A 22,950-nucleotide genomic window follows, 5' to 3' on the forward strand; every position below is an offset into this window, starting at 1 on the left:
CGGTTTGGTTGGCGTTAACGGGGAAAACCCCATTTACGCGACGGCAAACATGACGTACAGACCCAGACCAACCGCAATCATCGGGATAGCATCCACCAGACCCATTACGATAAAGAACTGTGTACGCAGCAGCGGGATCAGGTCAGGCTGACGCGCGGCGCCTTCCAGAAATTTACCACCCAGGATGCCGATACCGATCGCAGCACCGATTGCCGCCAGGCCCATCATCACAGCGGCAGCCATGTACAGCAGATCCATACTCAGGTTTTCCATGACAGTCTCCAGTTTGTTTCAGTTAAACGCAGTAGTGTTGTTAAAAATAATCAGTGCTCTTCAGACGCCATCGACAGATAGACGATCGTCAGAACCATGAAGATAAAGGCTTGAAGCGTAATAATCAGGATGTGGAAAATAGCCCATGGAACGTTGAGCAACCACTGTGACCACCACGGCAACAGACCGGCAATCAGGATGAAAATCAGCTCGCCGGCATACATGTTACCGAACAGTCGCAAACCGAGGGAGACCGGCTTGGACAACAGGCTGACGCCTTCCAGAATCAGGTTGACGGGAATAAAGACAGGATGATTGAACGGCTGCAGGGTCAACTCCTTAACGAAGCCCCCTACCCCTTTCATCTTAATGCTGTAGAACAGAATCAGGATAAACACCCCAAGCGCCATCGACAGGGTGATATTGACATCCGCCGACGGTACCACGCGCAGCGCAGGCAGGCCCATCCAGTGCTCAGCGATATACGGCAGGAAATCGATGGGAACCAGATCCATCAGGTTCATCAGGAAGACCCAGACGAAGATGGTCAGGGCCAGCGGTGCGATCAGCTTGCTCTTACCGTGATACATGTCGCGCACGCTGCCATCGACGAAGCCAATAATCAGCTCAACGGCGGTCTGAAACTTACCCGGCACACCGCTGGTTGCATTCTTGGCGACCTTACGGAACAGAGCCAAAAAGATCAGGCCCAGAACCACAGAGAAAAACATGGAGTCGATGTTCAGCGTCCAGAAAGATGCTGGGCCATCGTGCGGATTCACCAGCTCAAAAGTACGCAGATCCAACTGAAGGTTGTTCAGATGGTGACCGATGTACTCTTGTGGCGTAGAGATTTCTCCTGCAGACATGATGCCTCTTACCCTTTAAGTAGTTAATACGGTAACTGTTTTAATTACGACTTATAAATGCCGGCGCTGCTACCTGCACCACCAGCACCGCAATGTAAGTCAGGCCAAGCGGAAGAAAAACCGCCTTAAACCACCCCAGCGACACGATAAGCAGGGCTATCGTGCAGACCATTTTAAGCGCCTCGCCCAGAGCGAATGCCCAAGCAATACGCCCCTCAGCCCGCGCTTCGGCCCGCGAACGCGAGGCAAACAGCATAAACACGGCGTTGGGTAACCAGGCGGAAAGCCCGCCCAACAGTGCGGACCATCCCCAGCCTACCGATTTTATCGATAGGCAGATACTGAATAGAACAAAGGTCACTAGCTGTAGAATCAGCAAGTTACGTGCGATCTTCCCGCCATAAAGCGCTCCAGACATGACGTTTGCTCTCTCCGTACCCCCCAGGAGGTATGCTGATTTGAGTGACGTAATAAAACTGCCTTTACGAGGCTGAGTCAAGCCAGAAAAACGTGAAAATTATACGGTGCATCCCTACAAATTCAATGTATAAGTAGCCAAAAAGTGAATAGTAATTTAAATATTTTCACGATTTATCACCGAACACACAGAATCGACGAAATATCCTTTTTAGCCAATACATAACACAATTCCAATCTTACATTTTTACTCTGATGGATGATCACAGAATAAAGCAGCAAAAAAGCCAATATACCATAGCGTTAAGACTGTTTTTTAACCAATATTGCGAATATAGACATTTAAAATCATAAAGTTAGTCGATTAACTCATCAATCTATAGCTCAAAACCAAATGGAAACAGCCTGTTGACATATCGCTCCCCCCTTCTAGCCCCCTCCATAACCAGAAAACAATACGGCAAAAAAGCAAGGGCAGAGGGCGATCGCCGCCGAGTTCCCTCCCCGCTGGCACGCGGATCATCACGCAAATATTGTAAACAGATAGTAAACAAATAAAATATACGTCTACAAATGATTCAAGCTATTAAAGATTGATCCGCTCACTTGCTATGCAATGGTTTTTTTTAGCTTTTTTTGACAAAAAACAAAATTAATCGGATTTTAGTACCACCAGATGGCGTTCCCCGTCCAGCGTTGGCACCTGCAGGCGGATCAGTTGTTCCACGCTAACGCCGGCCGGCAGATTTTGCAGCTCATCCTGAGGAACCGCGCCCTTCAGGGCATAAAAACGTCCGCGGTGCGCGGCGGGAAGGTGGCGACACCAAGACACCATATCCAGTAGAGAGGCAAAGGCACGACTAATCACACCGTCAAAAGGCGGCTCAGCGACAAACGCCTCGACCCGGCTCTGCACCGGCTCAATATTGTCCAGGTGCAGCTCATGTTGAACCTGACGCAGGAAACGTACCCGCTTACCCAGGCTATCCAGCAGCGTGAAGTGAGCATCAGGGCGCACGATGGCCAGAGGGATCCCCGGCAGACCCGGCCCGGTTCCCACGTCGATGAACCGCTGCCCTTGCAGATAAGGGTTAACAACGATGCTGTCCATGATATGGCGTACCAGCATATCGCGAGGATCGCGTACAGAGGTCAGGTTATAGGCCTTATTCCACTTATCCAACAGGGATACGTAGCCCAGCAGCCGTTGTTTTTGCTGATCGGTTAACGAAATGCCGGCCTGCGCCAGCAGCGTGTCCAGTTGCTTATTCACGGTATATACCTCAATCAAAGCCGGCCGTCGTAAAGACGGCCGGTCGCGAAGAATGGCCGCCGGGCAGCGGCCAATGGGCGCGTAGCTACAGGCTGCGGCGCAGCATTCCCTGCTTTTTCAGCCACACCAGCAGAATAGAGATCGCCGCGGGCGTAATGCCTGAAATCCGCGATGCCTGACCGATAGAGTTGGGTTTATGGTCATTAAGTTTCGCGATCACCTCGTTGGACAGGCCGTTGACCTGACGATAGTCCAAGTCGGCTGGCAGCAGCGTATTTTCATTCCGCTGCTGCTTTTCAATTTCGTCCTGCTGACGGGCAATATATCCTTGGTATTTAACCTGGATCTCAACCTGCTCAGCCGCCTGACGATCCGCTAGCGGTGGGGAAAACGGAGACAGCGAGGTCAGCGTAGCGTAATCCATCTCCGGCCTACGCAGGAGATCCTCGCCGCTGGCCTCGCGCGACAGCGGGGTTTTTAACAGCGCATTCACCTCAGCCGCCTGCTCAGCCTGCGGGTGTACCCAAGTATCGCGCAGACGCTGACGTTCACGCTCCATATTCTCCAGCTTCTGGTTAAACTGCGCCCAGCGCACATCGTTAACCAGCCCCAGCTCACGGCCGATAGGGGTCAAACGCAGGTCGGCGTTGTCTTCGCGCAGCATCAGGCGGTACTCCGCGCGTGAGGTGAACATGCGGTAGGGCTCCTTGGTGCCCAGGGTACACAGGTCATCCACCAGCACGCCAAGGTATGCCTCATCGCGACGCGGTGCCCAGCCGTCTAAATCGGCGGCACAGCGTCCAGCGTTCAGGCCTGCTAGTAGGCCCTGCGCCGCCGCCTCTTCATAGCCAGTCGTACCGTTGATCTGACCGGCGAAGAACAGCCCCTGAATGTATTTGCTCTCCAGGGTGGGTTTCAAATCCCGCGGATCGAAAAAATCATACTCAATCGCATAGCCCGGACGCACAATGCGGGTGTTTTGCATCCCCTCCATCGACCGTACGATGGCCATCTGAACGTCAAACGGCAGACTAGTTGAGATCCCGTTTGGATAGATCTCATTGCTGCTCAGACCCTCTGGCTCCAAGAAGATCTGGTGCGCATTACGATCGGCAAAGCGCATCACCTTATCTTCGATCGATGGACAATAGCGAGGGCCGATCCCCTCGATGATCCCGGCATACATCGGGCTACGATCCAGGTTACTGCGGATCACCTCATGGGTATGTTCATTGGTATGCGTGATATAGCAGGGTACCTGGCGCGGATGCTGACTAGCCTCACCGAGGAAAGAGAATACCGGTGCCGGATTATCACCATGTTGCTGCGCTAGCACGCTGAAGTCGATGGTTCGCGCATCAAGACGCGGCGGTGTACCTGTTTTTAGGCGGTTTACCCGTAGCGGTAACTCACGCAGGCGACGGGCCAGTCCGATGGCGGGCGGATCGCCTGCGCGACCACCGCTGTAGTTCTCCAGACCGATATGGATCTTACCGTTCAAGAAGGTGCCGACGGTGAGAACCACGGCTTTTGCGCGGAACTTTAGCCCCATTTGAGTAACCGCACCGACGACGCGATCGTTTTCAACGATCAGATCCTCTACGGCCTGTTGAAAGATCATCAAGTTGGGCTGGTTCTCTAGCGCCATACGTACCGCTTGGCGATACAGCACGCGATCGGCCTGAGCTCGGGTTGCCCGCACCGCCGGTCCCTTGCTGCCGTTGAGGATTCTAAACTGGATCCCGCCTTGATCGATCGCCTGAGCCATCAGCCCCCCCAGAGCATCGACCTCTTTTACTAAGTGCCCCTTACCGATACCGCCGATGGCTGGGTTGCAGGACATATGTCCGAGCGTATCGATATTATGTGTTAATAACAGGGTCTGGCGGCCCATACGGGCAGAGGCCATAGCCGCTTCGGTACCGGCATGGCCGCCACCGATGATGATGACGTCAAAGGGATCGGGGTAAAACATGGTACTACACCTCGCGCTAACCGAAAGGCTCTCAACGATCGTTATTTGCCTAGGGGTGGGGATTCTACTCAAGTTTAGGCGCAGGTCCAACCCACGTGGATCGTCGGATCCTCCGCCCAGTATTTAAAAGATCTTTTTTATTTAAAGATCTCTTTATTAGATCTTCTATTAGGATCGCGATCCTTTGTGGATAACACGAATTTCTCAATAAGGATCAAGTTACTACGCAGGATCATTTACTGTGGAAGATCGGTGATCCCAGACCGTAAAAGCTGGGATCTTTATTGGTTGTTATACACAGGCGCAAAAAAGGCTCTGGCTTGTTATTTGGATAACTACCGGTTTTTTACTGCTTATAACAAGACTTATGCACAGTCTAAGTGGGCAAAAAACATACTTATTGGATAAGTTTTTCCCACGCGATCAGCCATTCCTCTGCAAGATCCTCTGGAATATCGCAGCGCTGAATATCGATCTTGAGCATTTCGCCGAGACGCTGAGCACCAAATGCGATCAAAATGCGATCGACGATCGCGATCCCACCACAAAAGGTGTCATATTCACTGCTGCCGATGCCGACGGCGCCAAAATGGATCCCAGTGAGATCCGGCTGCTGGGTCTCTATTTGTTCAAACAACGGCTGCAAGTTATCCGGCAGCTCGCCGGCCCCGTGCGTCGATGTCACCACCAGCCAAATGCCCCGCAGGGGCAGCTCATCCAGACCCGGACCGTGCAGTACCTGCACGCCATGACCCCGTTCAGTTAACTTTTCGGCTAGATGTTCGGCGACATACTCGGCGTTGCCTAAGGTACTGCCGCTGATAACGGTGATATTTGCCATGATGATCCCAGCGAATGATTTGGACGGGCTATTGTACGCTGCGAATTTGCTGGGATCTAGCTGTGGATAATCTGGGTGTGAATGCGGATAACTCGATCCGGATCAGGGCCTGATGTCGCGCATGATCGGGTTTTGCAGGGAGATCAGCGTTTCAGTAGACTGAATTTCATCAATGGTCTGGATCTTGTTGATAAGTACGTGCTGCAGCGCTTCGATAGACTTGGTCATCACTTTAATGAAAATACTGTAGTGACCGGTGGTGTAATAGGCCTCGACCACTTCATCCAGGCTTTCCAGACGCGCCAGGGCGGCCGGGTAGTCTTTGGCGCTTTTGAGGATAATGCCGATGAAGCAGCAGACGTCATAGCCCAACATCTTAGGGCTGACCTGTATGCAGGCGCCGGTAATTACGCCGGCTTGTTTCATCTTTTCTACCCGTACGTGGATGGTTCCAGGGCTGACGTTAAAGTTTTTCGCCAGCTCGGCATAAGGCGTACGGGCATTTTGCATCAGCGCATTGAGGATGCCGCGATCGAGATTATCGATCGGATAAATTTCTGCCATTTTTTACCTTCAAATTTAGACAAAATTCAATTATAAACGCCATAAAATGATTGATTTAAACCAATAAGGCAATATTTGTTGTTGATTATTGAATTCATCGTCGCATCTGTTGCTTAATCAATACCAACAGGACAGACAGGCAGTGAGTACAACAATGAAAAAATCCTATATTGAAAAACAGCAGCAGATCAGCTTTGTTAAGGCGCATTTCTCCCGTCAGTTGGAGCAGCGCCTCGGTCTCATTGAAGTGCAGGCGCCGATCCTGAGCCGATTGGGCGATGGTACGCAGGATAACCTTTCCGGTCATGAGAAGGCGGTACAGGTAAAGGTGAAGAACCTGCCGCAGGACGTCTTTGAAGTGGTGCATTCCCTGGCCAAATGGAAACGTAAGACGCTGGGAATGTATGACTTTGCGCCGGGGGAAGGGTTGTATACCCACATGAAGGCACTGCGCCCCGATGAGGATCGTCTCTCTGCGATCCACTCGGTGTACGTGGATCAGTGGGACTGGGAGCGCGTGATGGGCGATGGGGAGCGTACTCCGGCCTATCTGCAGGAGACGGTGCGCCACATTTATGCCGCGATGAAAACAACAGAGGCTGAAGTGTGCGCGCAGTATGGATTAACGCCGTTTTTACCCGCGGAAATCCATTTTGTACACAGTGAGACCCTGCTGCGACGCTACCCGGATCTGGATGCCAAAGGCCGCGAGCGCGCGATTACCCGTGAGCTGGGCGCGGTGTTCCTGATGGGGATCGGCGGCCGGTTGTCAAACGGTCAGGCCCATGACGTCCGCGCACCGGACTATGACGACTGGACTTCGCTGGGCGCCGAGGGGTTCGGTGGGCTCAACGGCGATATTCTGGTGTGGAACCCGGTACTGGGCGATGCCTTTGAACTCTCCTCCATGGGGATCCGCGTTGATGCCAAGGCGCTGGAGCGTCAGCTGGCGCTGACGGACGATGAGGATCGCCTGGCGCTGGAGTGGCATCAGTCGCTGCTGCGCGGGGAGATGCCACAGACCATCGGCGGCGGCATCGGTCAATCCCGTCTGGTGATGCTGCTGCTGCAGCAGCAACATATCGGTCAGGTGCAGTGCGGCGTATGGCCACAGGAGATGCGCCAGCGCGTGCAGGCGATTCTCTAAGGCTCAATGGCGCCAGCGACGCAGCAGGCGCCCCTTAATCCCGCTGTCGAAGCGCCAAATATAATCAAAGACTTTCATTATGCTGGGCTTGCCATGTGGCGACATGGCCACTGCGTGAAAGCAGTGGCCATTCTGTTTTTGCAGCTGGGTTATCAGACCCTGTGTTTCTTCCGGCAGCCGCTGGGCAATAAAATCGGAAATGACGACCGCATCCGCCTGCTGCCAGGTCGGCTGCTGCAGCAGTGTACAGGTTTGTGCCAGGCAGCGCGCTAGATCGGTTCCGCCACGAAAGCGCTGGCTTAGGAAACGAATCGCCTGATCAATGCCGCTGTCGGCGGTCAGTTCATACTGCACAATTGCGGTAGAAAACAGCATGATGTAGCAGCGGCGATTATCGGCAAGGGCGATGCGCATCAGCGCCAGACAGAACGCCTTGGCACACTGCTCATGGAATCCTCCCATCGAACCTGACGTATCGACGCAGACGATAAACGGCCCCCTGGGCTGCTGTTGCTGGTGGAGGTACGTTACCCTGTGCTGAATTTGCTGCTCACGCCAGGCATCCCCCTGCAGACGGTAGGTCATCAGGCGCTTTTCCAGAAGACGGCGGTAAAACTCCAGCTCCAGCTCGCTGAGCCCCAGCAGCGATAGCTCGCTGGGCATCAGGCGTAGGATCTCATCGCTTTGATGGATCCCGCTGACCTCTTCAGGCATAACGGCCGGCTCGCGTACCAGTACGCGGCGAATCTCCTGCTGAGTGTCAGCGTGATCCTGGGGATCGGCGGCGCGGCTGCGCCCCAGTCGTTCAGCCAGCTGCTGCAGCTCTGGCTGGCCGGCAAGGAAGTCACCGTACTGAACCAGCAGCTGATAGTCACCGTGATGCGGCGGCGCACGGCTCATGTCCCAGAGGCGGCCCGCGGCATTTTCATTTTCCACGAGCACCGGCTCTAGCGCGCCGCTGAGCTGCATGCGCTGCTGCAGCTCTTGCTGCAGCATCTCTCGTTCCTGTTCCATCACCTGATGGTGGAGTGTCAGCGTTCGGGCGACCAGGCTCAGGCGCCACTGCTGTAGAAACAGAGTGTGAAAGCTGTCGCTGTGGGTGATCTGCCCATCGGGACAGAGCTGGTGGGCTTTGTGGCTAAACGGAGAGCCTTGGCTATCCAGCGCCGCTAGGGTGGAGGGTAAGCGGCGGAAGAATTCGCCGCTGCCCAGCAGGAGCTGATGCTGATACAGCGTAAATTCTTGAGCCAGATCGTCGGGCACGCTGGTGTCGTGGAGCCGTTTACGCAGTCGGCGCTGCCAGGCGGGCCATTCGCGATCGATGAGCTTGCGCAGGCGGGGGTATTTTTCAAAAAAGATCGCTAGCTGGGGGGCCGCCATCAGCCCGACCAGAAAGTCCTGCAGCAGCTCGCTTTCATTCATGACGAGAAAAGCTTCGACGGCCTCAAGTGACGGCATGTCAGAGGGTTTCTCCCTGCAGCCGAGCGGCTAGAGCATTAATCTGCTCATCCACTTCCAGTAGGCTGGCCTCTATCTGAGCCAACCACTCGCGGCAGACAAACAGGCAGGGCTGCTGCCCGGCGAACTGTTGGCGCTGCTGGCGCAGCGTTTGCCTTATCTCCTCAAGACCGGCCAGAATGGCGGGATCCGCCTGCTGATGCGTACCGTCAGGCAGACTCAGCAGACTGGGTTGATGGCTGATATCGCGGATCTCCAGCTGATGCTGTGAATTAATTGCGACGTCAACGGCCAGGGCAAAGCCGATACCGTTGAGGCGGGCCCGCAGTTCGCCGCCTTTTTGCAGCCAGCGGGTCAGCGCCGCGGTTTCAACGCTGAGGTGGGTGACCTGCATATCGTGCAGACGCAGCGGCTGCAGCAGTAGCAGCGTGAGCTGTGGCGCAGTGAGCTCCGCCGGCAGGGTATAGTGGGCCCGGTGGTTAAACAGTGCGGATTTATGCCGTAGCGTCAGCGCGCGGCTCTGCTGATATGTTCGTTGGCTTTGCAGCCATTGCCCCTCTAGCCGCTGGATCTGCAGCAGCAGCGCCTGCTGCCGGTAGGCCTGCTGTGTCAGGATCTGCTGGATGTGCTGGTTCAGCAGCTGGCGTGAGGAAAGATCGTGCCACAGGCACTCTTTCAACAGGATCAAATCGAGGGGGGCGACGGTGTCGCGGCCGCTGAAAAAGGCACAGGCCTGCAGCAGGCGTACGGCTTTTTTCCAGCGCCGATCGGAGATATAGGGCGCATTTTCCAGCGTGTCGATATGCTGGCGCAGCTGAAATATGAGGTCAAAGACGTTATCCGGCAGCGCGACTCCGCTCAGCTGCTGCTGCCAGCGTTGAAACTCATCGCCGTCGATGCTGAGACTGTCGGGAACCGGATTGGCGTTTTCATCCTGATGGCTATTGATCAATGCTCGAAAATTACTCTTTTCCTGCACTTTATCCAGCCATAGGCGGATAAGCATACGGTCGTATAACGCTTCCAGCCCTCCGTCGGCGTCCGGCAGCTCGTTAGAGGCGGTAACCAGCAGGCGCAGCGGGATATCCTCTTCCCGATCACCGTTACGGAAACGGCGTTCGTTGATGGCGGTCAACAGGGTATTCAGAATGGCCGGGCCCGCTTTCCATATCTCATCCAAAAAGACGATTTCGGCTTCCGGCAGGTAGCCCTGGGTCAGGCGCTGGTAGCGCCCTTCGTCTTTTAGGGCTTGAATAGAGAGGGGGCCGAATACCTCCTCCGGAGTGGAGAAACGGGTCATCAGGTACTCAAAGGCGCGCGCATTGCGAAAGGCGAACTTAAGCCGACGGGCGATCAGACTCTTGGCAATGCCCGGGGGCCCGAGTAGGAAGACGCTTTCGCCGCACAGCGCCGCCAGCAGACACAGGCGTACCGCCTGCTGCCGTTCATACAGTCCGGACTCCAGCGCCTGGCTCAGTCGTGAAATACGTTCGGCCAATTGGCGAGGTTGCGTCATAATATTCTCTATTCATAACATGGATGATTTTGTTGTATCCATTTATAACCTGTATGACCAGCTTTTATTTTCATTCACGGCCATCGGGGAGATATTCACAGGCAACGCGGCGGCGTCACATGCTGTTTGTTACATAATCAACGATATTCTTGCGGGTTTTACAGTGGGAATACATGGGTATTTATGCATACTGTGCAACCTTTATCTGCGCCCGGGATGTTGGTGCATTGATGGCTGACGGAAATTTCAAACGAAAAATGTTATGAGTACAGAACAGAAACGTTCACTGACTACGGTGACGCTGGCCGCTATCGGCGTCGTGTATGGCGATATCGGCACCAGTCCACTGTATACCCTGCGCGAGTGTTTTGCCGGGCACTATGGATTTGAGGTGAAGCCAGAGATTGTCTTTGGCTTCCTCTCGCTGATCTTTTGGATGCAGATCCTGATTGTCTCGCTGAAGTATCTGACCTTTGTGATGCGGGCCGACAACGAAGGCGAAGGGGGGATCCTGACCCTGATGTCGCTGGCTGGTCGTAATACGCCGGCGCGAATAACGGCTACGCTGGTGATCCTGGGGCTGATTGGCGGTAGCTTCTTCTACGGTGAGGTGGTTATCACTCCGGCGATCTCTGTGATGTCGGCCATTGAAGGGCTTGAGATTGCCGCTCCGTCGCTGGATCCCTACATCGTTCCGCTCTCTGTTCTGGTGCTGACGGTCCTGTTTTGTATTCAAAAACACGGCACCGGCAGCATTGGCCGCCTGTTTGCGCCGGTGATGGTGCTGTGGTTTTTAGCGCTGGCGATCTTGGGGGGCGCAGCATTCTCGCCAATCCTCAGGTGCTGTACGCCTTGGATCCGCGCTGGGCTATTAACTTCTTTATACATTATAAGGCGCTGGCATTTTTTGCTCTCGGGGCCGTGGTGCTGTCAATCACCGGGGTCGAGGCGCTGTATGCCGACATGGGGCACTTTGGTAAACGTCCTATTCGCCTCGCCTGGTTTCTGTTTGTGATCCCCTCGCTGATGCTGAACTATTTTGGCCAGGGCGCGCTGCTGCTTAAAGATCCGTTGGCGATAAAGAATCCCTTCTTTTTGTTGGCGCCTGACTGGGCGCTGATCCCGCTGCTGGTATTGGCTACCCTCGCCACGGTCATCGCATCGCAGGCGGTGATTTCCGGCGTCTTTTCTCTGACGCGCCAGGCGGTGCGCCTTGGCTATCTGCCGCCGATGCGTATTATTCATACGTCGGATATGGAGGCCGGTCAGATCTATATTCCGGCCATTAACTGGGCGCTGTATATTAGCGTGGTGTTGGTGATCGTCGGCTTTGAGCGCTCCAGCAATCTGGCGGCGGCCTACGGCATCGCCGTTACCGGTACGATGGTGCTGACTAGCATTCTATCCTGCACCGTCGCGTTTAAAAACTGGCATTGGAACCGTTTCTTGGTCGGGATCCTGTTGGTATGCCTACTGTGTATCGATATACCACTGTTTAGCGCTAACGCCATGAAGATACTCTCCGGCGGCTGGCTGCCGCTGACGCTGGGGCTGATGATGTTTATCGTCATGACGACCTGGAAAAGTGAGCGCTTTCGCCTGCTGCGTCGCCTGCATGAGCACGGAAATTCTCTGGAGGCCATGATCGCCTCGCTGGAGAAGTCGCCGCCGGTCAGGGTGCCGGGAACCGCGGTATATATGTCGCGGGCGGTGAACGTCATTCCCCTGGCGCTGCTGCATAACCTGAAACATAACAAGGTGCTCCATGAGAGGGTGATCTTGCTGACCCTGCGTACCGAAGATGTGCCCTATGTGCATAATGTGCGTCGTGTCACCCTTGAGCAGCTGTCACCGACGTTTTGGCGGGTGGTGGCCAGCTATGGCTTTAAGGAAACGCCGAACGTCGAGGAAATTTTCCACCGCTGCGGTCTAGAGGGGCTCTCCTGCCGGATTATGGAGACCTCGTTCTTCATGTCCCATGAGTCGCTGCTGCTGGGACACCGGCCTTGGTATCTCAAGGCGCGGGGCCGGCTGTTCATGGCGCTGAGCCGTAATGCGCTGCAGGCGGCCGATCAGTTTGAGATCCCGCCTAACCGGGTTATCGAGCTGGGAACCCAGGTCGAAATCTGACCCGTCAAACGGGATAACGTATAAAAGGGCGCCTGACGGCGCCCTTTTTCATTGAAATTACTGTTTAGCTGAATCGTTTTTACCGCGAAACGTTTCGATTACGATCACATTTTTTTATTTTTTGCTTTGTTCAGCCCGGCTATACCTCTACACTTAGCGGAGAGCGAAACGTTTCGCTGGTGGAGCGAGTAATGAAAAAAGGCACGGTATTAAATTCTGAACTTTCAGCCCTGATCTCCCGTCTGGGTCATACGGACAGCGTGACGGTTGGCGATGCCGGGCTGCCGGTTCCTGACGGTATCCAGCGTATCGATCTGGCGCTGACCCATGGCATCCCGCGTTTTATGCAGGTTATTGAGACGATGACGGCAGAAATGCAGGTTGAGCGTGCCGTTTTGGCGCAGGAGATGGTTGAGGCTAATCCTGACATTCACCGGCAGCTGGTGACATGGCTGCAGCGGCTGGCGCAGACGCAGGGCAACGCGATTCATATCGACTATGTTTCCCACGGTCAGTTTAAGGCGCTGAGCGGTGAAAGTAAGGCCATCGTCCGCAGCGGAGAGTGTTCACCCTATGCCAATGTACTGCTGTATGCCGGCGTGACCTTTTGAGGCCATTATGCAACCGTTACTGGCTTTAACCGCAATCGATAAATCGTTTCCCGGCGTGAAGGCGCTGTCCGGTGCTTCGCTGAATGTCTATTCCGGACGGGTGATGGCGCTGGTCGGAGAAAACGGCGCAGGCAAATCCACCATGATGAAAGTGCTGACCGGGATCTATCAGAAAGATGCCGGTTCGCTGCATTATATGGGCAAAGAGACGGCGTTTAACGGTCCCAAGTCCTCGCAGGAGGCCGGCATTGGTATTATTCATCAGGAGTTGAACCTGATCCCGCAGCTGACTATCGCTGAAAATATCTTTTTGGGCCGCGAGTTTACCAATCGCCTGGGGCGCATCGACTGGAAAAAAATGTATGCCGAAGCAGACAGGCTGCTGGCGCGATTGAATCTGGACTATGGTAGCCGCCGTCTGGTCGGCGATCTATCCATCGGCGAACAGCAGATGGTCGAGATAGCCAAGGTGCTGAGCTTCGAATCGCGGGTCATCATCATGGATGAGCCGACCGATGCGCTGACGGATACCGAGACGGAGTCCCTGTTTAACGTCATCCGAGAGCTGAAGGCTCAGGGACGCGGCATTGTTTATATCTCGCACCGTCTGAAGGAAATATTTGAAATCTGCGATGACGTGACCATCTTCCGCGACGGACAGTTTATCGCAGAGCGGCCCGTCAGCGCGCTCTGCGAAGATTCGCTGATCGAGATGATGGTTGGGCGCAAGCTGGAGGAGCAGTATCCGCGCCTCGACAGTGCGCCCGGCGATCTGCGCCTGCAGGTCAGTCACCTATCAGGCCCTGGCGTCAGGGATGTCTCTTTTACGCTGCGCAGCGGTGAAATACTGGGCGTGTCCGGGCTGATGGGCGCGGGGCGCAGTGAGCTGATGAAGATCCTGTACGGCGCGCTGCCTCGTACCCAGGGGAGTATAACCCTGGAGGGCAACCCCATTCAGACCCGCTCTCCGCAGGAGGGGATGGCCAACGGTATCGTCTATATCTCAGAGGATCGAAAGCGCGATGGCCTGGTGCTGGGGATGTCGGTGAAGGAGAACATGTCACTGACGGCGCTGCGCTACTTCAGCCGCCTTAACGGCTCGCTCAAACATGGCGAAGAGCGGGAGGCCGTCGGTGATTTTATCTCGCTGTTCAACATCAAGACCCCATCGATGGATCAGGCTATCGGCCTGCTTTCCGGCGGAAACCAGCAGAAGGTGGCGATCGCCCGCGGTCTGATGACCCGCCCCAAGGTTCTCATCCTTGATGAACCGACGCGCGGCGTCGATGTCGGCGCCAAAAAAGAGATCTATCAGCTGATTAACCAGTTTAAGGCGGAGGGATTGAGCATCATTCTGGTCTCCTCCGAAATGCCCGAGGTGCTGGGAATGAGCGATCGTATCCTGGTCATGCATGAGGGACAGCTGAGCGGCGAGTTCCCGATTGAACAGGCAACCCAAGAAGTGCTGATGGCCGCGGCCGTTGGCAAGCAATACGGCGTTAAGCAGGAGTAATCCCCGATGAATACCCAAGTAACTGCAAACCAGGGCGGATTCAGCAAGGCCCGACTCAAAGTCTGGCTGGTCGAGCAGAAATCGCTGATCGCCCTGCTGGTGCTGATCGCGGTGGTCTCCTCCATGAGCCCCAATTTCTTCACCGTCAATAATCTGTTCAACATTCTGCAGCAGACCTCCGTGAACGCCATCATGGCCGTAGGGATGACGCTGGTGATCCTGACCTCTGGCATCGATCTGTCCGTGGGATCGCTGCTGGCGCTGACCGGCGCGGTCGCGGCGTCCATTGTCGGGATGGATGTTAATGCGCTGGTGGCGGTTGGCGCGGCGCTGGCGCTGGGGGCGGCGATTGGCGGCTGCACCGGCGTTATCGTGGCTAAGGGCAAGGTTCAGGCCTTTATTGCGACCCTGGTGATGATGCTGCTGCTGCGCGGGGTCACGATGGTGTATACCGATGGCAGTCCGGTCAATACTGGTTTCTCTGCGCAGGCGGATCTGTTTGGCTGGTTTGGCATCGGTCGTCCTCTGGGGATGCCGACGCCTATCTGGCTGATGATTGTGGTCTTTGCGCTGGCGTGGTACATGCTGCACCACACCCGCCTAGGGCGTTATATCTACGCGCTGGGCGGGAATGAGGCGGCAACGCGCCTGTCCGGGATCAGCGTCGATCGCGTCAAGATTGCGGTGTATGCCCTGTGCGGCTTGCTGTCGGCGTTGGCCGGTGTGATCGAGGTCGCCCGGCTCTCCTCGGCGCAGCCGACGGCCGGCACCGGCTATGAGCTGGATGCGATTGCGGCGGTGGTGCTGGGCGGGACCAGTCTGGCCGGCGGTAAGGGGCGGATTATGGGAACTCTGATCGGCGCCCTGATCCTTGGCTTCCTGAATAACGGCCTAAACTTACTCGGTGTTTCCTCCTACTACCAAATGATCGTCAAGGCAGCGGTGATTCTGTTGGCGGTTTTGGTAGACAACAAAAGCAATAAATAACCTTACCTACAGGAATCGATGAGATGAACATGAAAAAACTGGCAACCTTGATCTCCGCCGCGGCCCTGAGCGTCACCCTGAGTGCCAACGCCATGGCGCAGGACACCATTGCCCTGGTGGTTTCTACCCTGAATAACCCGTTCTTTGTGTCGATGAAGGATGGCGCGCAGAAAGAGGCCAATAAGCTGGGATACAAGCTGGTGGTATTGGACTCACAGAACAACCCGGCCAAAGAGCTGGCCAACGTACAGGATCTGACCGTGCGCGGCGCTAAGCTGATGCTGATTAACCCGACGGACTCCGATGCGGTGGGCAACGCGGTAAAAATGGCCAATCAGGCCAATATTCCGGTGATCACCCTTGACCGTGCGGCCAGCCAAGGTAGCGTGGTTAGCCATATCGCCTCCGATAACGTCGCCGGCGGCAAGCTGGCCGGTGACTTTATCGCCCAGAAGCTGGGGACCGGTGCCAAGATCATTCAGCTGGAGGGGATCGCTGGAACCTCGGCAGCCCGTGAGCGCGGCGAAGGCTTTAAACAGGCGGTCGTCGCCCATAAGTTTGACGTACTGGCCAGCCAGCCAGCCGACTTTGACCGTACTAAGGGCTTGAACGTCATGCAAAACCTGCTCACGGCGCACCCGCAGGTTCAGGCCGTATTCGCACAGAATGATGAAATGGCGCTCGGCGCGTTGCGCGCGCTGCAGACGGCGGGCCGCGGCGATGTGCTGGTCGTGGGCTTTGATGGAACCCAAGACGGTGAAAAAGCCGTACAGAGCGGTAAGTTGGGGGCCACCGTAGCACAGCAGCCTGAGCAGATCGGCGTGATCGGCATCGAGACCGCGGATAAGGTGATCAAAGGGGAAAAAGTACCGGCCAACATTCCGGTTGAGCTGAAGCTGGTCACCAAGTAACGAACCGGGAGACCCTCCGGGCAACGCCGCCGCTGGGATACCGGCGGCGGTAGATAAGTAGGAATACAGAATATGCAAACAGGCAAACTGGTCGTATTAGGTAGTATCAATGCCGATCACATTCTCAAGGTTGAACATTTTCCCCGCCCCGGCGAAACCTTAACCGGACAGGGATATCAGGTGGCATTCGGCGGTAAAGGGGCCAATCAGGCCGTTGCCGCCGGGCGCAGCGGTGCGGATATTGCCTTTATTGCCTGTGTTGGCGCCGATGATATCGGCGAACGGATACGAACCCAACTGGCCGGTGATGGGATCGATATACACGCCGTGGAGCGCGTCGATGGCGAAAGCACCGGCGTGGCACTGATTTTTGTCAATCAGGATGGGGAGAATGTCATTGGCATCAACGCCGGTGCTAACCATGCGCTGACGCCGCAGTATCTATTCCGCCATCGGGCGCTGGTGGCGCAGGCAGATGCGCTACTGATGCAGCTGGAGTCACCGCTGGAGACCGTTGAGGCCGCCGCGACGCTGGCCAGAGAGCATCAGACCAAGGTGATTTTGAACCCGGCACCGGCGCGGACGCTGCCGGACTCTCTGTTGCGGCTGGTGGATGTCATTACCCCCAATGAGACCGAGGCTGAGCGCCTGACCGGTATTCGGGTCCACGACGATGAGAGCGCTCGCCAAGCCGCCGCCGTATTGCATGGCAAAGGCATCGCGACCGTGATGATCACGCTCGGTCGCCGCGGCGTTTGGGTCAGCCAGGAGGGGCATGGCGGGGTGATCCCAGGATTTAGGGTTAACGCCATCGATACCATTGCCGCCGGGGATACCTTCAACGGCGCGCTGCTAACCGCTCTGCTGGAGGGGAATACGCTGTCTGCCGCTGTACGCTTTGCCCATGCCGCCGCGGCGATCGCCGTAACGCGCGAGGGTGCGCAGCCCTCCGTCCCTTGGCGCCGTGAGATCGATGCCTTCCTGCAGACGCATCAGGAGTAATCGGACGTGGCAACAATGAAGGACGTCGCCCGCCTCGCGGGCGTCTCCACCTCGACCGTATCCCATGTCATCAATAACAATCGCTTCGTCAGCGACAGCGTGCGTCAGCGCGTTCTGGAGGCAGTTCAGCAGCTGAATTATGCCCCCTCTGCGCTGGCCCGCAGCTTAAAGATGAACCAGACGCACACGCTTGGGATGCTGGTTACCACCAGCAATAACCCCTTCTTTGCTGAGGTGGTGCGTGGGGTCGAGCGCAGCTGCTATGAGCGGGGCTATAGCCTGATCCTGTGTAACACCGAGGGCGATCCGGCGCGTATGAGCCAGAGCATGGAGACGCTGCTGCAAAAGCGGGTAGACGGTCTGTTGATGATGTGCACCGAGAATTTTCGGCCGGCGCAGGAGATGATTGCCCGTTATCCCGCGCTGCCGACGGTGATGATGGACTGGGCGCTGTTCGATGGCCAGAACGATATCATTCAGGATAACTCTTTCCTGGGGGGCAAATAGCGACGCGCTATCTGATCGAACGCGGCTACACCCGCATAGCCTGTCTGGCGGGGCCTAAGGATAAGTCTCCCTCTTGCCAGCGTCTGGAAGGCTTTCTGTATGAAATGAAACAGGCCGCGCTGCCGGTGCCGCCGGAGTACATCCTGTTCGGCGATTTCGAGTTTGCCGGCGGAGTACAGGCGATGAAACAGCTGCTGACGCTGCCGACGCCGCCCCATGCGCTGTTTACCGGCAATGATGCGATGGCCGTCGGCGTATATCAGGTGCTGTTTGAAGCCGGACTGCGGGTGGGCGACGATGTTGCGGTCGTCGGCTATGACGATATTGAGCTGGCGCGCTATATGTCGCCGCCGTTAACGACGATCCATCAGCCCAAGGATGAGCTGGGAGAGCTGGCAGTCGATACGTTAGTACACCGCCTGAAGCACCCGACGCGGGAGCCGCAGACGCTGGTATTAACCCCCCAGCTTATCGAGCGAGGCTCGGTCTCCGTCCATCACGGATGAGGTGCATCGCGCCGACGTGGGACGCGGCGGCCCTTCAGCAAGTGGTCGCCATCCTTGGGATGGAGCAACAGAAATACGCTAGCCGACAGCAGGGTGATAGCGCCCATTGTAATAAAGGTATAGTGGAAGTGATCCACCAGTGACCCAGCAACCTGAGTATCATAAAAGCGCAGCACTGCGGCGCTGACGGCAACGCCAAAGCTGATGGACAGCTGCTGGGTCACCGCCAGTACGCTGTTGCCCGCGCTGGCATTTTGGTCGCTCAGATCGCCCAGGGTAATCGTGTTCATTGCGGTAAACTGGGTGGACATGAACATCCCCAGCAGAAACAGCGGCAGGATCAGCAGCCACAGGGGCATTTCAGGCTTCTGTAGGGAGAATTGCGCGATCGTTAGGCCGATAATCAGCGTCACCCCCACCAGCGTATTACGATATCCCTGACGGCGCAGTACGCCGGTAACCAGCGATTTTCCCAGCATCGACCCCAGTGCCGTCGGCGCCATCATGCAGCCCGCAATAATGGCACTATAGCCGAATCCTACCTGCAGCATGAGCGGCATCAGGAATGGAATGCAGCCGGTGCCCAGGCGTGAGGCTATGTTGCCCACGATACCGACGGAGAAGGTATGGGTACGAAATAGAGGCAGGGCGATAAGCGGGTGGGGGTGGCGTCGGGCGTGCAGGATATACAGTAGCAACGAGCCGAGGCCCGCCAATATGCCGCCCCAGGCATAGGGCTGCGGTAGCGCCTGCTCGCCGAATAGCTCCATGCCACATGAGAGCAGCACCAGCCCTAGGCCAAATAGCATAAAGCCAAGCATGTCAAAGCCGCGGGTAGGGGCGGTAAAGTCAGGCATATAGCGTAGGGCATAGAGGATGCCGATAATACCAATCGGAATATTGATCAGGAAAATCCAGTGCCAGGTGGCATAGGTGACGAGCCAACCGCCGAGCAAAGGGCCGAGCACGGGGCCCACCAAGCCCGGTAAGCTGATGAAGTTGAGTACTGGCAACAGCTCATCGCGCGGATAGGCGCGCAGGAGCGCGAGACGGGCAACCGGCATCATCATCGCCCCGCCAATGCCCTGTAAAACGCGAGAGGCGACCAGCATCTCCAGTGAGCCGGACAGCGCGCACAGCAGGGAGCCAAACGAGAATAGCGAGACAGCGGCAATAAAGACGCGCCGAGTCCCCAGCCTATCGGCTATCCAGCCGCTGATGGGGATCAGCATCGCGACCGTCAGGGTATAGCTGATGATGGCAGACTGCATCACCAGCGGGGAGCGGGCCAGACTACGGGCGATGGCGGGCAGTGCGGTGTTCAGGATAGTGGCATCCAGCGCCTGCATAAAAAAAGCCATTGCCGCAATCCAGGGCAGGCCAGCCATACTCCGGGCGGTCTGGGTCATAAGTTTTCCGTCGAGTGTTAGGCTCCGTCTATACCCAGTAGACCCTGACAGGCCACATAGGCCCCCTGGGCGTCGCCGGCGAGGATGGCATCGACGATCGCCTGGTGCTGCTCCAGCTTGACGACTTCATTACCGGTTACCGAACGGAAGTAGCTTTGGTAAACCGAGTTGAACAAGTTGGAGAACGAGGTCAGGAACGGGTTAGCGCTGGCCTTGTAGATTTGCTGGTGGAATTGTACATCGACCCGAATCCAGCGTTCGCGATCAAAATGGCTATTGAGCTCGCGCATTTCATGCATCAGGTTATTGATAGCGGCTTTATCGGTGCCGCTGGCGTGCAGCGCCGTCAGCAGACAGGCTTGTGGCTCCAGCGCATTGCGCAGTACCAGGAAGTGATCTTTGACGTGTTCAAAATTCTCTCGGGTCAGCCACCAGGTCAGCAGCTCCTGGTCGAGAAAATTCCAGCTGCTGCTCGGCATAACGCGCGTACCAATGCGCGGGCGCGGTAGCAGCATACCTTTGGCCGCCAGCATTTTTACCGCCTCACGTACGGCGGTGCGGCTGACACCATAGATCTCACCCAGTTCGAGTTCTCCCGGCAGAATGCTGCCGGACTGATATTCGCCGGACAGGATCCGCTGCCCTATCTTCTCAGCAAGAAGATAGGAAAGATTGCGCTGGGCGGCTTGTTGTTGAGCATTTAGTTGCATGGTTAGTCGATCCTAATCAGGTATGCATATCTATATTCCTCTATTTTATCCTACAAAAAACAAATCACGTTGTACTGTTGGATGAAAAGAGTCCGATATTACGTTTTTTTGTGCGAGATGGTGAAAATGAGCGCAGTTGAGAATTTTTTTTAAATTAAGACTTGTCACGTCGCGAGAAGTCCCTATAATGCGCCTCCACTGACCGGGAACAACGACCAACTCGTCGCCCAGTCAGGCAGGGAAAGTAAAAATAAATGCTTGACTCTGCGGGCGAAAAGCGTAATATACGCAGCCCACGCCGGTGATAGCTCAACGGGTTTTCACGGCGACGCTCTTTAACAAATTATCAGACAATCTGTGTGGGCACTCGCAAGATTCGTATTAAGCATTCCTCGGAATGCCAAAATATTTAAAGTCTTGAAGAGTGACAGCAGTTAATTCATTACGAATAAACAGTTTAATTTCTTTGAGCATCAAGCTTTTAATTGAAGAGTTTGATCATGGCTCAGATTGAACGCTGGCGGCAGGCTTAACACATGCAAGTCGAGCGGTAGCAGGGAGAAAGCTTGCTTTCTCCGCTGACGAGCGGCGGACGGGTGAGTAATGTCTGGGGATCTGCCTGATGGAGGGGGATAACTACTGGAAACGGTAGCTAATACCGCATAACGTCGCAAGACCAAAGTGGGGGACCTTCGGGCCTCATGCCATCAGATGAACCCAGATGGGATTAGCTAGTAGGTGGGGTAATGGCTCACCTAGGCGACGATCCCTAGCTGGTCTGAGAGGATGACCAGCCACACTGGAACTGAGACACGGTCCAGACTCCTACGGGAGGCAGCAGTGGGGAATATTGCACAATGGGCGCAAGCCTGATGCAGCCATGCCGCGTGTATGAAGAAGGCCTTCGGGTTGTAAAGTACTTTCAGTAGGGAGGAAGGTGTGAGCGTTAATAGCGTTCACAATTGACGTTACCTACAGAAGAAGCACCGGCTAACTCCGTGCCAGCAGCCGCGGTAATACGGAGGGTGCAAGCGTTAATCGGAATTACTGGGCGTAAAGCGCACGCAGGCGGTTTGTTAAGTTGGATGTGAAATCCCCGGGCTTAACCTGGGAACTGCATCCAAGACTGGCAAGCTAGAGTCTCGTAGAGGGAGGTAGAATTCCAGGTGTAGCGGTGAAATGCGTAGAGATCTGGAGGAATACCGGTGGCGAAGGCGGCCTCCTGGACGAAGACTGACGCTCAGGTGCGAAAGCGTGGGGAGCAAACAGGATTAGATACCCTGGTAGTCCACGCTGTAAACGATGTCGATTTGGAGGTTGTGCCCTTGAGGTGTGGCTTCCGAAGCTAACGCGTTAAATCGACCGCCTGGGGAGTACGGCCGCAAGGTTAAAACTCAAATGAATTGACGGGGGCCCGCACAAGCGGTGGAGCATGTGGTTTAATTCGATGCAACGCGAAGAACCTTACCTACTCTTGACATCCAGCGAATCCTGTAGAGATACGGGAGTGCCTTCGGGAACGCTGAGACAGGTGCTGCATGGCTGTCGTCAGCTCGTGTTGTGAAATGTTGGGTTAAGTCCCGCAACGAGCGCAACCCTTATCCTTTGTTGCCAGCGGTTCGGCCGGGAACTCAAAGGAGACTGCCAGTGATAAACTGGAGGAAGGTGGGGATGACGTCAAGTCATCATGGCCCTTACGAGTAGGGCTACACACGTGCTACAATGGCGTATACAAAGAGAAGCGACCTCGCGAGAGCAAGCGGACCTCATAAAGTACGTCGTAGTCCGGATTGGAGTCTGCAACTCGACTCCATGAAGTCGGAATCGCTAGTAATCGTGGATCAGAATGCCACGGTGAATACGTTCCCGGGCCTTGTACACACCGCCCGTCACACCATGGGAGTGGGTTGCAAAAGAAGTAGGTAGCTTAACCTTCGGGAGGGCGCTTACCACTTTGTGATTCATGACTGGGGTGAAGTCGTAACAAGGTAACCGTAGGGGAACCTGCGGTTGGATCACCTCCTTACCTGAAGATACGAAATTGTGTAGTGCTCACACAGATTGTCTGATAGATGTTCGAGCAAATACCTTATGCAGGCTTGTAGCTCAGGTGGTTAGAGCGCACCCCTGATAAGGGTGAGGTCGGTGGTTCGAGTCCACTCAGGCCTACCAACTCCCTTCCTGGGTAAAGCGGACGGTGGTAATAAGGTATCGGCAGTAAAGTCATGGGGCTATAGCTCAGCTGGGAGAGCGCCTGCTTTGCACGCAGGAGGTCTGCGGTTCGATCCCGCATAGCTCCACCATATTTCAGAACATACTGAGAAATCAGCA

At 55.6% G+C, this 22,950-nt stretch carries 17 protein-coding genes, 2 tRNA genes, 1 rRNA gene and 2 pseudogenes; 11 read left to right on the forward strand and 11 right to left on the reverse strand.

All coding sequences use genetic code 11. The annotated features are described in order from the left end of the window. Window positions 1–33 precede the first annotated feature (33 nt). From atpE to asnC, 7 genes are all read right to left on the reverse strand, one after another. Entirely contained in the window at window positions 34–273 is a 240-nt protein-coding gene (atpE, locus tag QY76_RS02885) for a F0F1 ATP synthase subunit C (protein WP_004093904.1), read from the reverse strand. A gap of 50 nt (window positions 274–323) precedes the next feature. After that, entirely contained in the window at window positions 324–1,142 is an 819-nt protein-coding gene (gene atpB / locus QY76_RS02890; protein WP_015873047.1) for a F0F1 ATP synthase subunit A, read from the reverse strand. A 40-nt stretch (window positions 1,143–1,182) separates the two neighbouring features. After that, window positions 1,183–1,560: a F0F1 ATP synthase subunit I gene (gene atpI / locus QY76_RS02895; protein ID WP_034164453.1), complete on the reverse strand. Its 378-nt coding sequence runs from the start codon at window positions 1,558–1,560 to the stop codon at window positions 1,183–1,185. Window positions 1,561–2,211: 651 nt separating this feature from the next. Then, complete coding sequence (gene rsmG / locus QY76_RS02900) at window positions 2,212–2,832, reverse strand: 16S rRNA (guanine(527)-N(7))-methyltransferase RsmG (RefSeq protein WP_034164583.1); 621 nt, start codon at window positions 2,830–2,832, stop codon at window positions 2,212–2,214. Window positions 2,833–2,917: 85 nt separating this feature from the next. Further along, window positions 2,918–4,807, reverse strand: coding sequence for a tRNA uridine-5-carboxymethylaminomethyl(34) synthesis enzyme MnmG (gene mnmG / locus QY76_RS02905; protein ID WP_034164452.1), 1,890 nt, complete (start codon window positions 4,805–4,807; stop codon window positions 2,918–2,920). Between the two features lie 397 nt (window positions 4,808–5,204). Further along, the gene (gene mioC, locus QY76_RS02910) at window positions 5,205–5,648 is read right to left on the reverse strand and encodes an FMN-binding protein MioC (protein WP_034164451.1); all 444 of its coding nucleotides are present in this window, start codon (window positions 5,646–5,648) and stop codon (window positions 5,205–5,207) included. Window positions 5,649–5,750: 102 nt separating this feature from the next. Next, window positions 5,751–6,212: a transcriptional regulator AsnC gene (gene asnC, locus QY76_RS02915; RefSeq protein ID WP_012850316.1), complete on the reverse strand. Its 462-nt coding sequence runs from the start codon at window positions 6,210–6,212 to the stop codon at window positions 5,751–5,753. Window positions 6,213–6,366: 154 nt separating this feature from the next. Between asnC and asnA the strand changes: the two genes are divergently transcribed. Beyond that, window positions 6,367–7,359 (forward strand): aspartate--ammonia ligase, encoded by a 993-nt coding sequence (gene asnA, locus QY76_RS02920; protein WP_045426616.1) that lies wholly within the window; start codon window positions 6,367–6,369, stop codon window positions 7,357–7,359. Between the two features lie 3 nt (window positions 7,360–7,362). Here the strand turns inward: asnA and viaA are convergent, their stop codons facing one another. Continuing rightward, window positions 7,363–8,817, reverse strand: coding sequence for an ATPase RavA stimulator ViaA (gene viaA / locus QY76_RS02925; RefSeq protein ID WP_034164449.1), 1,455 nt, complete (start codon window positions 8,815–8,817; stop codon window positions 7,363–7,365). Window position 8,818: 1 nt separating this feature from the next. Then, on the reverse strand, window positions 8,819–10,333 hold the full coding sequence (gene ravA / locus QY76_RS02930; protein WP_034164448.1) for an ATPase RavA: 1,515 nt from the start codon (window positions 10,331–10,333) through the stop codon (window positions 8,819–8,821). A 262-nt stretch (window positions 10,334–10,595) separates the two neighbouring features. On the opposite strand from ravA, the pseudogene kup reads away from it, so the two are divergent. The 7 genes and pseudogenes from kup to rbsR all read left to right on the forward strand — a co-directional run bounded on the left by kup (window position 10,596) and on the right by rbsR (window position 18,500). Then, window positions 10,596–12,463 (forward strand): annotated as a pseudogene (gene kup, locus QY76_RS02935) (low affinity potassium transporter Kup). A gap of 191 nt (window positions 12,464–12,654) precedes the next feature. Next, complete coding sequence (rbsD, locus tag QY76_RS02940; RefSeq protein WP_015873037.1) at window positions 12,655–13,074, forward strand: D-ribose pyranase; 420 nt, start codon at window positions 12,655–12,657, stop codon at window positions 13,072–13,074. A 7-nt stretch (window positions 13,075–13,081) separates the two neighbouring features. Further along, entirely contained in the window at window positions 13,082–14,587 is a 1,506-nt protein-coding gene (gene rbsA, locus QY76_RS02945; protein WP_045426628.1) for a ribose ABC transporter ATP-binding protein RbsA, read from the forward strand. Window positions 14,588–14,593: 6 nt separating this feature from the next. Beyond that, window positions 14,594–15,574 carry a ribose ABC transporter permease gene (rbsC, locus tag QY76_RS02950; RefSeq protein WP_012850308.1) on the forward strand — a complete coding sequence of 327 codons (981 nt, stop codon included), beginning with the start codon at window positions 14,594–14,596 and terminating at the stop codon, window positions 15,572–15,574. Window positions 15,575–15,597: 23 nt separating this feature from the next. Further along, the gene (gene rbsB / locus QY76_RS02955; protein ID WP_049648754.1) at window positions 15,598–16,485 is read left to right on the forward strand and encodes a ribose ABC transporter substrate-binding protein RbsB; all 888 of its coding nucleotides are present in this window, start codon (window positions 15,598–15,600) and stop codon (window positions 16,483–16,485) included. A gap of 72 nt (window positions 16,486–16,557) precedes the next feature. Continuing rightward, on the forward strand, window positions 16,558–17,487 hold the full coding sequence (rbsK, locus tag QY76_RS02960; protein WP_034164444.1) for a ribokinase: 930 nt from the start codon (window positions 16,558–16,560) through the stop codon (window positions 17,485–17,487). A 6-nt stretch (window positions 17,488–17,493) separates the two neighbouring features. Then, window positions 17,494–18,500 (forward strand): annotated as a pseudogene (gene rbsR / locus QY76_RS02965) (ribose operon transcriptional repressor RbsR). Here the strand turns inward: rbsR and mdtD are convergent. Further along, window positions 18,491–19,909 (reverse strand): multidrug transporter subunit MdtD, encoded by a 1,419-nt coding sequence (mdtD, locus tag QY76_RS02970; protein ID WP_034164442.1) that lies wholly within the window; start codon window positions 19,907–19,909, stop codon window positions 18,491–18,493. The pseudogene rbsR and the gene mdtD overlap by 10 nt on opposite strands. Window positions 19,910–19,926: 17 nt before the next feature. After that, the gene (locus QY76_RS02975; protein ID WP_015462580.1) at window positions 19,927–20,619 is read right to left on the reverse strand and encodes a FadR/GntR family transcriptional regulator; all 693 of its coding nucleotides are present in this window, start codon (window positions 20,617–20,619) and stop codon (window positions 19,927–19,929) included. 482 nt (window positions 20,620–21,101) lie between these two features. Here QY76_RS02975 and QY76_RS02980 point away from each other — a divergent pair. The 3 genes from QY76_RS02980 to QY76_RS02990 all read left to right on the forward strand — a co-directional run bounded on the left by QY76_RS02980 (window position 21,102) and on the right by QY76_RS02990 (window position 22,922). Continuing rightward, a 16S ribosomal RNA gene (locus QY76_RS02980) occupies window positions 21,102–22,645 on the forward strand. Between the two features lie 69 nt (window positions 22,646–22,714). After that, window positions 22,715–22,791, forward strand: a tRNA-Ile gene (locus tag QY76_RS02985). A 55-nt stretch (window positions 22,792–22,846) separates the two neighbouring features. Next, window positions 22,847–22,922: transfer RNA gene (locus QY76_RS02990), tRNA-Ala, on the forward strand. Window positions 22,923–22,950 lie beyond the last annotated feature (28 nt).

The sequence above is a fragment of the Edwardsiella sp. EA181011 genome, from assembly GCF_000800725.1.
Taxonomy (GTDB): Bacteria; Pseudomonadota; Gammaproteobacteria; order Enterobacterales; family Enterobacteriaceae; genus Edwardsiella; species Edwardsiella anguillarum.

What these genes read in the sequence shown, in the direction of transcription:
- atpE (WP_004093904.1), bottom strand. Translation starts at nt 273, where the DNA reads ATGGAAAACCTGAGTATGGATCTGCTGTACATGGCTGCCGCTGTGATG.
- atpB (WP_015873047.1), bottom strand. Translation starts at nt 1,142, where the DNA reads ATGTCTGCAGGAGAAATCTCTACGCCACAAGAGTACATCGGTCACCAT.
- atpI (WP_034164453.1), bottom strand. Translation starts at nt 1,560, where the DNA reads ATGTCTGGAGCGCTTTATGGCGGGAAGATCGCACGTAACTTGCTGATT.
- mnmG (WP_034164452.1), bottom strand. Translation starts at nt 4,807, where the DNA reads ATGTTTTACCCCGATCCCTTTGACGTCATCATCATCGGTGGCGGCCAT.
- mioC (WP_034164451.1), bottom strand. Translation starts at nt 5,648, where the DNA reads ATGGCAAATATCACCGTTATCAGCGGCAGTACCTTAGGCAACGCCGAG.
- asnC (WP_012850316.1), bottom strand. Translation starts at nt 6,212, where the DNA reads ATGGCAGAAATTTATCCGATCGATAATCTCGATCGCGGCATCCTCAAT.
- asnA (WP_045426616.1), top strand. Translation starts at nt 6,367, where the DNA reads ATGAAAAAATCCTATATTGAAAAACAGCAGCAGATCAGCTTTGTTAAG.
- viaA (WP_034164449.1), bottom strand. Translation starts at nt 8,817, where the DNA reads ATGCCGTCACTTGAGGCCGTCGAAGCTTTTCTCGTCATGAATGAAAGC.
- ravA (WP_034164448.1), bottom strand. Translation starts at nt 10,333, where the DNA reads ATGACGCAACCTCGCCAATTGGCCGAACGTATTTCACGACTGAGCCAG.
- rbsD (WP_015873037.1), top strand. Translation starts at nt 12,655, where the DNA reads ATGAAAAAAGGCACGGTATTAAATTCTGAACTTTCAGCCCTGATCTCC.
- rbsA (WP_045426628.1), top strand. Translation starts at nt 13,082, where the DNA reads ATGCAACCGTTACTGGCTTTAACCGCAATCGATAAATCGTTTCCCGGC.
- rbsC (WP_012850308.1), top strand. Translation starts at nt 14,594, where the DNA reads ATGAATACCCAAGTAACTGCAAACCAGGGCGGATTCAGCAAGGCCCGA.
- rbsB (WP_049648754.1), top strand. Translation starts at nt 15,598, where the DNA reads ATGAACATGAAAAAACTGGCAACCTTGATCTCCGCCGCGGCCCTGAGC.
- rbsK (WP_034164444.1), top strand. Translation starts at nt 16,558, where the DNA reads ATGCAAACAGGCAAACTGGTCGTATTAGGTAGTATCAATGCCGATCAC.
- mdtD (WP_034164442.1), bottom strand. Translation starts at nt 19,909, where the DNA reads ATGACCCAGACCGCCCGGAGTATGGCTGGCCTGCCCTGGATTGCGGCA.
- QY76_RS02975 (WP_015462580.1), bottom strand. Translation starts at nt 20,619, where the DNA reads ATGCAACTAAATGCTCAACAACAAGCCGCCCAGCGCAATCTTTCCTAT.